We start from the raw sequence: 9,186 nt of genomic DNA, 5'->3' as shown, positions 1-9,186 counted from the left end.
TGTCCAAAAGTAAGATGTTATTGTCTTAACCGGATGACTTATTGTCCAAATAAGAACATTTATTGTCCGAGAACGAAATCATTTTAAATCATGAAACAATTCGTGAGTCATTTTTCCTCATTTCACAGATCTAACGAGGTGTTCTTTCGATTACTGAAATTCAAACTATTTTTCTAGAAGGGTACTAGGAATAGCGACTTAAGGTAGGAGGCGGTCTGGTTGAAGATTGACGCTTATTTGGAACGGTTTCATGCAGAAGGAAACAGCTAAAGATATTGACGATTTAACGTATTTGCAACAGCGGCATATGCATGATGTGCCATTATAACCAGACTTCTCCTGAATCCCATTTCACTCACCGGGATCTCATCAACAGGAAGAGTGACACTTTCTGATAATATGCTAACGATCTCCGGGGAAATAAAAAGATAAAAACTATGCAAAAAGTACTTCGGCATTGAAATATAATCAAAAAAAGCACGAAAGAGCATTAGCTCTCCAGTGCTTTTTCATTGCGCTCAAAGACGCGCTTATAGTTGGCTTCATATAACGGAATTTCTCCCACCGTAAGCTGGGTAGAGGTGAGCCGGTCTGTCACACTGTTCAATACATTGAATAATTGAAGCATTAAATCTTGAACTGACACGTGCTGACCCATTAATTCGGTCAGTGAAGCCATTACGCAAGGATCGATTTTTGGATACACGAACTTTGTCTCTTCGCCTTGCAGTCCGCGATTGTAAAATTCCCGGATCATTTCTGCCCTTCCTGCACCACTGCCGTCAGCGCAAAGATAGATTTGTACGGCGACTCCGCCGCGGATGCGCCGCTGGGAAATGCCGGCAAATTTTTTTCCGTTAATGCTTAAATCATAGCTTCCCGGGCAATACGAACCAACAATTTCGCGTGCTTCAAACGAAACGTTGTAAGGGGCGAGCATCCGCTCTATAAGTTCCACCATCGTATCATAGCCTCTGTTAATATCAATCGTCTTCTCCTTTTCGGGAAGGACGATGGAAATGTTCAAAACGCCTTCATCAAGAACGACTGCAAGCCCCCCGGAATTGCGGACGATGACGTTATATCCAATCGAGCGCAAAAATTCAACGCCCTTTTGCAAATGGGGAAGCCGGCTATCCTGGATGCCGAGGACGATCGTTTGATGGTGGACCCACGTCCGTACGGTCGGCGGCGCTTCACCGCTCCCGACAGATGTGCATAATGTATCGTCCATTGCGAAGGATTGCAATGCGCTGAAGGTCGGTCCAAGGCTGGATTGATCAATGATCCGCCAAGTCGGTTGGTTTAACAATGATTCGCTCATACTAATTTCTCCGCTACGATAATAAAAGTTTTTGGAATGCCACGGTCGAATTCTTCACGGTGAGGCTCTTCAACAAGCGTCTGGATCCATAATCGTTCTTTGCCGATCGCAGTTACAATTTCCCCTAACGTCCATTTGCGCAAGCTCACTTGAAATGGTTTTCGTTCTTCCGCCGTCGCATAGCGCAATTCTGGCAAAAACTTCGAATAGGCGACTTCCGTTACTTCAAGTGCCGTATCAAAATAGTTTCCCGTCACTTTATGCTTCCGGACGGCCTGGCTCCTCCCCTGTGATGTAATCAATTTAGTCGATACGGGATGGAAATCTTGCAGAACAAGCTTCCCCCCTGCCTTCAACAACCGCGAAACGACCTGGAAAAATGGGGTGAGATCTGTAAAGTAGTGCAGTATCCCGAGTTCCGTAAATACAAGGTCATAGTCCCCTGTCAGTTCATCTTCAGTTAAGTGTAAAACGTCCTGGACATTGTAGCGAACGGACACTTCAGCGGCTTCAGCCAGCTCTTTCGCATATCGCGCATTCGATTCGGATATATCAATGACTGTCACATCGGCTCCAAGAAGTGCGAGCGCAACGGCTTTACTGCCATGGGAGCCGAGAAGATTGCACACCTTTTTCCCATTTACATTGCCAATATATTGATCTAGCGGCTCAAGCCTTTTTAATGGATCTTTTTTAATTTTTTCAGCTGCCTCAGACGGCATCCCGAAACGATTAACCCAGGCATCATATGATTTTGCATTCCAGGCCTGGCCGTTTTTTTCTTGACTTTTTTCTTCCAAAGCAAAAATCCTCCTGCATGTAAACGTATCTACTTACAGTATAGCTTTTTCGATCTAATTTCACCATCCAATGAAAAAAATCGGCGACAAAAAAAGAACATTCAAAAACACTATCCTCCATATACTGTGATGTATGTCTTACTTTTATAAGAGGGGGTTAGTGATTTGAGCACTTCAAGAATTTTAAAATGGGTGACAGGGGCATTAGAAATCTTATTGGGAATCCCCGTGTTAGGAGGATTAATTGTTGTTAGTCTTGCCTGGGTTCCACTGGGGATTATGCTCGTCCTTCACATTGTCACACTCGTGTTTTCATCAAATGAAAGAGCGGCAAAGCATGGAAGTATATTGGGTATTGTTACCAATTGTCTGGCGTGGATTCCATTCGTCGGGATGATTCTTCACCTTATAACGGGGATCATCTTAATGATCGATGCCGCACAGAGCCATAAAACTGAGCCGAGTGAATCTTAAGATCATCAGTAGAGCCGGTCGCTATTTAATGCGTCCGGCTTTTTTTATGGTTAGGCTCGAAAAATTCTATTTGAGAAGTGAATCGAAAAGGAATAAAATAAAAGAGCAGAGTAGAAAAAACAACATGATTGCCCTTCTATGTAGAAACATGTAGAAGGCTTTTCTTTTTTTAAACGAGTTGAAGGAGATCCCCACTTATGACCAGGACACTTGGAAAGCTACATGAAGAAAAAGTATTTAAAGATCCTGTCCATCGCTACATTCATGTACGTGACGAGCTTATTTGGCGGTTGATTGGGACAAGGGAGTTTCAGCGCCTCAGACGGATTCGCCAGCTTGGGACGACGTATTTGACCTTTCACGGAGCGGAGCACAGCCGGTTCAGCCATTCTCTCGGTGTCTATGAAATTACGAGACGGATCATGAACATCTTTCAGGAAAGATCCGATTGGAATCCTGATGAAAGAATGCTCGTTTTATGTGCCGCGCTGCTTCATGATGTAGGACACGGGCCGTTCTCCCATTCTTTTGAAAAAGTATTCCAGGTTGATCACGAAGACTTTACACGCGGTATTTTGCTCGGGGAAACGGAGGTCAATCAAGTGCTTCGCCTGGAGGGAGAAGACTTTCCCGAAAAAGTGGCCGATGTCATTGCAAAAACGTATCCGAACAAGCTTGTCGTCAGTTTAATTTCCAGCCAGATCGATGCGGATCGGATGGATTATTTATTGCGTGATGCCTATTTTACAGGGGTAAGCTATGGGAATTTCGACATCGAGCGGATTTTGCGCGTCATGCGCCCGACAGATGACGGGGTCGTTTTCAAATCAAGCGGAATGCATGCGGTGGAGGACTATATTATGAGCCGCTACCAGATGTATTGGCAAGTATATTTCCACCCGGTGACGCGGGGCGCAGAAGTGATTTTAAGGAAAATTCTGCACAGAGCGAAGGAATTGTACATGAACGGCTATCAATTTGAAAAAGATTTATCACATTTTGAATCGATTTTTCGTGGTAAAATGCCACTAGACGACTATATTCGACTTGATGAAGGCGTAATGCAATATTACTTTCAAATTTGGCTTGATGAAAAGGATGAAATTTTACAAGATTTATGTACCCGTTTCTTAAATCGCAAACTATTTAAATATACAGAAATGGTGCCGATGGCCGACGCCTATCAATTAAAGGAACTTTTCAAGGAAGCGGGCATCGATCCGGAGTATTATCTTGTCCAGGACTCCTCTTCTGACTTGCCCTACGATTTTTACCGTCCCGGGGAGCAGGAAGAGCGATTGCCGATCCAATTAGTGAAACCGAATGGGGACATTGCCGAGCTTTCCAGAGAGTCAGATGTGGTGGAGGCGATTTCTGGGAAACGGAGAACGGATCATAAGCTCTATTATCCTTTAGACTTGATTGAAAAAATAGAGAATGTGCCATTGAAAAATAAAATTAAAGAAATGTTACATAGAAAATAATTGGTAAGGGGGAGCGGCTATGTTTGAAGATCACCTCAAAGTTGTTAAGGTGATTAAAGAAGCTGGTGAAATCGTCGGGCGGAAAAAGCTGCAAAAAATGGTCTATATCGCGAAGAAATTGGACTTTCCGTTCCAGGAGAAGTACCAGTTTCATTTTTACGGCCCTTATTCGGAAGAACTGACGCTTCGCATTGAAGAGTTGTGCAATCTTGGATTGATTGAAGAAACGAAAGAAAAAGTGAGCGGCTATTCACAATATCGCTATTCCTTGAATGCAGAAGGCGAAAACTTTTTAGAACAGTACGGAAAGGACATCCCGAAGCTAAAGGAATGCGTCCGCTCCATGAATGAGCAGTCGTCCCGGTTTTTGGAGCTCGTATCAACGATTCTTTTCTTCTTCCACTTATCCGTTGATGAAGTGAAAACAAAGATTCACACGTTGAAACCGAAGCAAAAATATACCGATGAAGAAATTCAGCAAGGCTATGCCTACATTGAAAAACTGAAGGAAATAAAGCAGTAAAGGAAAGCCCGGCGATACGTTCGCCGGGCTATTTCAACCGTAACGTGGATAAAGATATAGAAATATTGAAAAGCAAAATACTTTTTTTGCCACGGTTAAACCCCGAACTTCGCTATTTCAGACGATTTCGGGGTCCTTATTTTTATGATTGATGAAGGGCATAACCTTTAAATTTGTAATGGTATTTTTTAGCCAGTGCCTTAAATGATTGATAAGAGCTTGTTATGTAAACCGGTGTGCCAACGGAAACTTGGCCGAACAGCCATCTAACTTCTTTATTGTACATCCGGATACAGCCCCCGCTCACGTATTTTCCAATGGATTTGGAATTATTGTTTCCATGAATCGCGTATGTCGTTCCCCACGTACCACGGGCATTTAAGCCCAGCCACCGGTCGCCTAATGGGTTTCTTGGGTCGCCCCCTTTTATATGACCCTTATAATACGGCCTGTTTTTGATTTTGTTGACGATTTTGAACTTTCCTTCAGGAGTATAAGATGGTTTTCTTCCGGTCGCAACAGAGGCTACTAATCTCATTTTGCCATTATGGAAGAAAGCAAGCTTATTATAAGTTTTGTTAATGATGATCAAGTCTTTATTTGACTTTGCATTAGCATTAGATGCCGCCCCTCCACACAAAACGGCAGTAGCCAAAAAGGTAACAGTAAGTGCCTTTTTTAAATTCAAACGATCACCCACCAATCAACAATTCTACTATTAAGTACAAAAACTATCAGTTTATAGATAATTTTAACACTATATGTATAAGTTTGTAAATAATACCCTATTATTCTATTTTGATGTTTTGGAGGTATTAACTGTGAAACACCAGTTCGGGTACTAGAAATTTAAAAACGTCTATATGGAAGCGCAAAAAAACGAATGTTAATCGAATTATTTTTATAGTAAAAAAGTAATAGCGAAAGCCTTATAAACGCTGTAAGATGAGAATACATAACATTCCTAGTCGGAGACAGAAATGAGGGCGGAGATGAACTATATTAAATCTATTTTTCTATTCTTCTTGTTTTCTTTTGTGTCGGTTTCGGTTGCTCATGCGAATGAAATTACTGTGAAACCAAAAGTTTCAAAATATAGCACGAAAGCGATGTTTGATAAGAAAAAGGAGTTTGCCAGCGGCCAGCTCATCATTAAGTTTAAACAAGGAACGACGCATGATGAGAAAGAGCGGCTTTTTCAAACCTTGCATTTGAAAGAGATTTCGAGCTTAACGTTGGGCGACTTTTCACTTGTCAGCGTGCCGAAAGAAATGAGTGCAAAATTAGCGGCAACTAGACTTGTTCAAAGCTCCGCCGTTGAATTTGCGGAACCAAACTATCATGTGAAACGGGCCTATACCCCGAAAGATTCCGGGTATAAGAAACAATGGTTTTTAAAAAAAATCAATGCAGCAAAAGCGTGGAATGAAACAAAAGGCGCTTCCAATGTGACGGTTGCGGTAGTTGATGGAGGTGTTCAGAAAACGCATCCCGAATTTAAAGGGCGCATCGTCAAGCCGTATAATGCGGTAACAGGAAAGACGTCGTATCCTTTCGATAAACACGCTACCCATGTCGCTGGCATTATTGCCGCAAGCATGAACAATAAAGGCACGGTCGGTCTTGCGCCAAAAGTGAATGTTATGCCGGTAAATGTATTTGTCGGTAACGAAGCTGATTTTTATGATATTGCCAGAGGCATCGAATATGCAGCAGACCATGGCGCTGATATTATTAATTTAAGTCTCGGAAGCTATGATTATAGTTATGTGATCGATTATGCGGTCAACTATGCCTATTCAAAAGGAGTCATTGTCATTGCCGCAGCGGGAAATGAAGATACGTATAAGAAATCATATCCTGCAGCCCTTGACCATGTGCTGGGAGTCAGTGCGACAAACGATGCCGACCGGATTACCTGGTTTTCCAATTACGGTTCGTATATAGACCTCGCAGCCCCCGGGGAAGATATTTATTCGACAGTGACGGGGAATTCCTACGAGGAAATGAGTGGAACATCAATGGCGGCACCAGTAGTTTCTGGAACGGCAGCCTTAATTTTATCGAAAGATCCGTTTTTAACCCCTTCCCAGGTAGAAGGCATTTTGAAAAAGTCGACGGTTAATTTAGGGCCAAAAGGAAGAGACGATTATTACGGAAATGGAAGAGTGGACGCTTATAAGGCGGTGACAAACACACCTTCGCCACTTTTCGGACTATCTTCATCCGTTAAGAGCTTTCCGATAAAAGGGACAAATACCGCTTCTATTTCGTTCCATGCGGTCGCAAAAACAAAAGTGTCCGTTTATGTAAAAGACTCAAAAGGAAATGTCATTCGCAATATCATCAGCAAGAAACCTTCTTCCGGAGGCAAAAAAACCGTTACATGGGACGGGAAAACGAATGATAGGGATTATGCGCCAAATGGAACATACGAGATTTGGGCGAAAGTGACAAATGGAAAGAAAAGCGTTTATAAAAACATCAAGCTAAAAGTCGTTGATCAAGTGCTTCCAGCAATTAAGCCAACAGTTGCATCCGCATACGTTTCGCCGAACAAGGTAAAGACGGCAAGTGTGCCATTTGAATTGAGCAGAAAAGGAAGGCTTACGGCAACGATCGATGACCAAAATGGCAAAGTCGTAAAAACGATCTGGAAAGACCGCGTTTTCATGGAAGGGAAACATTCATTATCTTGGGATTTTAAAACGGCGAACGGGAATAAAGCGAGCGATGGAGAATATACGATTAAATTCAGCCTGGTCGACGCATTGAAGAGAAAAGGATGTGCTACAGTAAAGGTAATGGTCGATTCGAAAGCGCCTCAGGGGAAATTGCCGGTTGATTCCAGCCTCTTTAAAGCAGATGGCAATCAACAGTTCCTAGCGAAGGCCACGATCAATGAAAACAGTGTTGTCAATGCTTATGTTGTATCCGAGCAAGGGGAAAAAGAAAAGAAGCTAATAAGCAATCAGTCTTATCAACCAGGGGTAGTTTTCCTCAACTGGGATGGAACTACGGAGAAGGGCACATTTGCCGCCGAAGGAACGTACCGACTCGAGTTGGACATCAAAGATCAAGCCGGGAATGAAACGTCTGTCAAAAGCGGCCCATTCACGTTTGAAGATTGGCGGATACCCGTCATCGAAGGAACGCCGTCTGTAGACTATACTCCGCAAGGCAACATGGAGGCTGCTTATACTCTATTAAAAGCAGGAAAAGTGACGATCGAGATTCGTGATGAAGCAAATGTCGTCATCCGAACGATTGAAACGGATTCGGATCAATCCGAAGGCAAACACTCCTTTACATGGGATGGAAAGGATCAGTCCGGAGATATAGTCGGCAATGGCGTATATCGATATACGATTAAAATCATCGACTTACACAACCTGGACTATACATTTACTGGTGAAATTATTAAATAAGTTTTATATTTTTTTATCTATTCTAACCTTTTCATTTAAGGTAGGGTCTAAAACTCATCTCTAGTTAAAAATAATTGGTAGATTGTATCGCTTCTCTCATAGTTAAAATTCGTTTTTGGGAAAATAAAGGGGTGTTTATATTTATACATTCATACAATAATTACAGAACTAGTCCCCCGAAATCGGTAGAAATTGAAATCGGGGGTTTTGTTTAATGAATAGCTTTTAAAATATAATTAGACTGATCAGATATTTGTTTTTACCATCCTGCTTGCCAAGCAATAATAACTATTGTAGTCCAAAAAAAAGTTATAAGAATTAAAGCGATGCTAATAACCATAAAGGTTACGTCAAAACGACTTAATTTTATCGAACTTTTTTTTAATAATATTAGAAGGACAACTGCTATAATTGAAAAGAAATATGATAAGATTGCTCCGACCCAGTACCATAGCATTGTTTCTTCGTTATTCCAATACGCCATTGATTGAAACATAGTACTAAAAATAAAACCAACAACTGATACGATCAAAGAAAAAATGGAGATAGTTGAAAATTTCATTATCTAAAACACCCTTTTAAATTATTTTTTTAACGGTAAACCTTTACTAACTTAGGTTGGTATTTAGGTTCAAAGTGATCGATTAATCCGTAGGGACCAATTATGCTAGCTGCAACCGGAACCATAAATGGTAAATTACTCGAGCCATAATAATAGGCTTGATATACAATTTTTGAACAATATGTGGGATCAGTATCTTTTGTGTATAAGTTTATTCCATAACTTGGGAAAATATTTTGAGTTGCACTTCCTGTAGAACTATAATAGTGTCGATCTGCCCAATCTGCAGCGGCATTAGCAACCCAACTATATTTGGAAGAAACTCTATAAACCCATACTGTTCCTCCTCTCGTATTATTATACTGATTTAACCAATCTTTTACTTTACTTTGTCTGGTGGTTTTCTTCATCCCTCTACTTGTTTGAATTTTATATCCAGGTGCATCTAATATATAATTATCAGTTGTTGCAATTGCAGCATGCCCAGTTAGTCCATAGAGAGAAGTTGCATCTGTAATAAGAATATCCCCTTTTTTAATTGTAAATCCTTCAAATATAGCTTGTTGGGTTGCACCAGGTTTTTTACTATTA

7 protein-coding genes and 1 pseudogene are annotated in these 9,186 nt (G+C 41.3%); 4 read left to right on the top strand and 4 right to left on the bottom strand.

What is annotated here, in order from left to right; all coding sequences use genetic code 11:
* Positions 1–490: 490 nt before the first annotated feature.
* On the bottom strand, positions 491–1,330 hold the full coding sequence (locus tag WD019_RS20960) for a lipoate--protein ligase family protein (RefSeq protein ID WP_026678807.1): 840 nt from the start codon (positions 1,328–1,330) through the stop codon (positions 491–493).
* Positions 1,321–2,124, bottom strand: coding sequence for a class I SAM-dependent methyltransferase (locus tag WD019_RS20955; protein ID WP_425712712.1), 804 nt, complete (start codon positions 2,122–2,124; stop codon positions 1,321–1,323). The genes WD019_RS20960 and WD019_RS20955 overlap by 10 nt, the downstream gene beginning before the upstream one ends.
* Before the next feature lie 165 nt (positions 2,125–2,289).
* Here WD019_RS20955 and WD019_RS20950 point away from each other — a divergent pair, with 165 nt between their 5' ends.
* The 3 genes from WD019_RS20950 (at position 2,290) to WD019_RS20940 (ending at position 4,605) form a co-directional block, all read left to right on the top strand.
* Positions 2,290–2,598 (top strand): hypothetical protein, encoded by a 309-nt coding sequence (locus WD019_RS20950; RefSeq protein ID WP_425712711.1) that lies wholly within the window; start codon positions 2,290–2,292, stop codon positions 2,596–2,598.
* A 197-nt stretch (positions 2,599–2,795) separates the two neighbouring features.
* Complete coding sequence (locus WD019_RS20945; RefSeq protein WP_425712710.1) at positions 2,796–4,082, top strand: HD domain-containing protein; 1,287 nt, start codon at positions 2,796–2,798, stop codon at positions 4,080–4,082.
* Positions 4,083–4,101: 19 nt separating this feature from the next.
* On the top strand, positions 4,102–4,605 hold the full coding sequence (locus WD019_RS20940) for a YwgA family protein (RefSeq protein WP_026678803.1): 504 nt from the start codon (positions 4,102–4,104) through the stop codon (positions 4,603–4,605).
* A gap of 142 nt (positions 4,606–4,747) precedes the next feature.
* Here WD019_RS20940 and WD019_RS20935 read toward each other — a convergent pair whose 3' ends face one another.
* Positions 4,748–5,293, bottom strand: a complete 546-nt coding sequence (locus tag WD019_RS20935) for a L,D-transpeptidase (protein WP_425712709.1) — start codon at positions 5,291–5,293, stop codon at positions 4,748–4,750.
* A 304-nt stretch (positions 5,294–5,597) separates the two neighbouring features.
* On the opposite strand from WD019_RS20935, the gene WD019_RS20930 reads away from it, so the two are divergent.
* The gene (locus WD019_RS20930) at positions 5,598–8,033 is read left to right on the top strand and encodes a S8 family serine peptidase (protein ID WP_425712708.1); all 2,436 of its coding nucleotides are present in this window, start codon (positions 5,598–5,600) and stop codon (positions 8,031–8,033) included.
* A 591-nt stretch (positions 8,034–8,624) separates the two neighbouring features.
* Here the strand turns inward: WD019_RS20930 and WD019_RS20925 are convergent.
* Positions 8,625–9,186, bottom strand: a pseudogene (locus tag WD019_RS20925) (hypothetical protein); the annotation flags it as partial.

This window comes from Fictibacillus sp. Mic-4 (assembly GCF_049843615.1).
Classification (GTDB): domain Bacteria; phylum Bacillota; class Bacilli; order Bacillales; family Fictibacillaceae; genus Fictibacillus_A; species Fictibacillus_A gelatini.
This window is presented reverse-complemented; position numbering and strand designations above follow the sequence as displayed.

What these genes read in the sequence shown, in the direction of transcription:
- WD019_RS20945 (WP_425712710.1), top strand. Translation starts at nt 2,796, where the DNA reads ATGACCAGGACACTTGGAAAGCTACATGAAGAAAAAGTATTTAAAGAT.
- WD019_RS20940 (WP_026678803.1), top strand. Translation starts at nt 4,102, where the DNA reads ATGTTTGAAGATCACCTCAAAGTTGTTAAGGTGATTAAAGAAGCTGGT.
- WD019_RS20930 (WP_425712708.1), top strand. Translation starts at nt 5,598, where the DNA reads ATGAACTATATTAAATCTATTTTTCTATTCTTCTTGTTTTCTTTTGTG.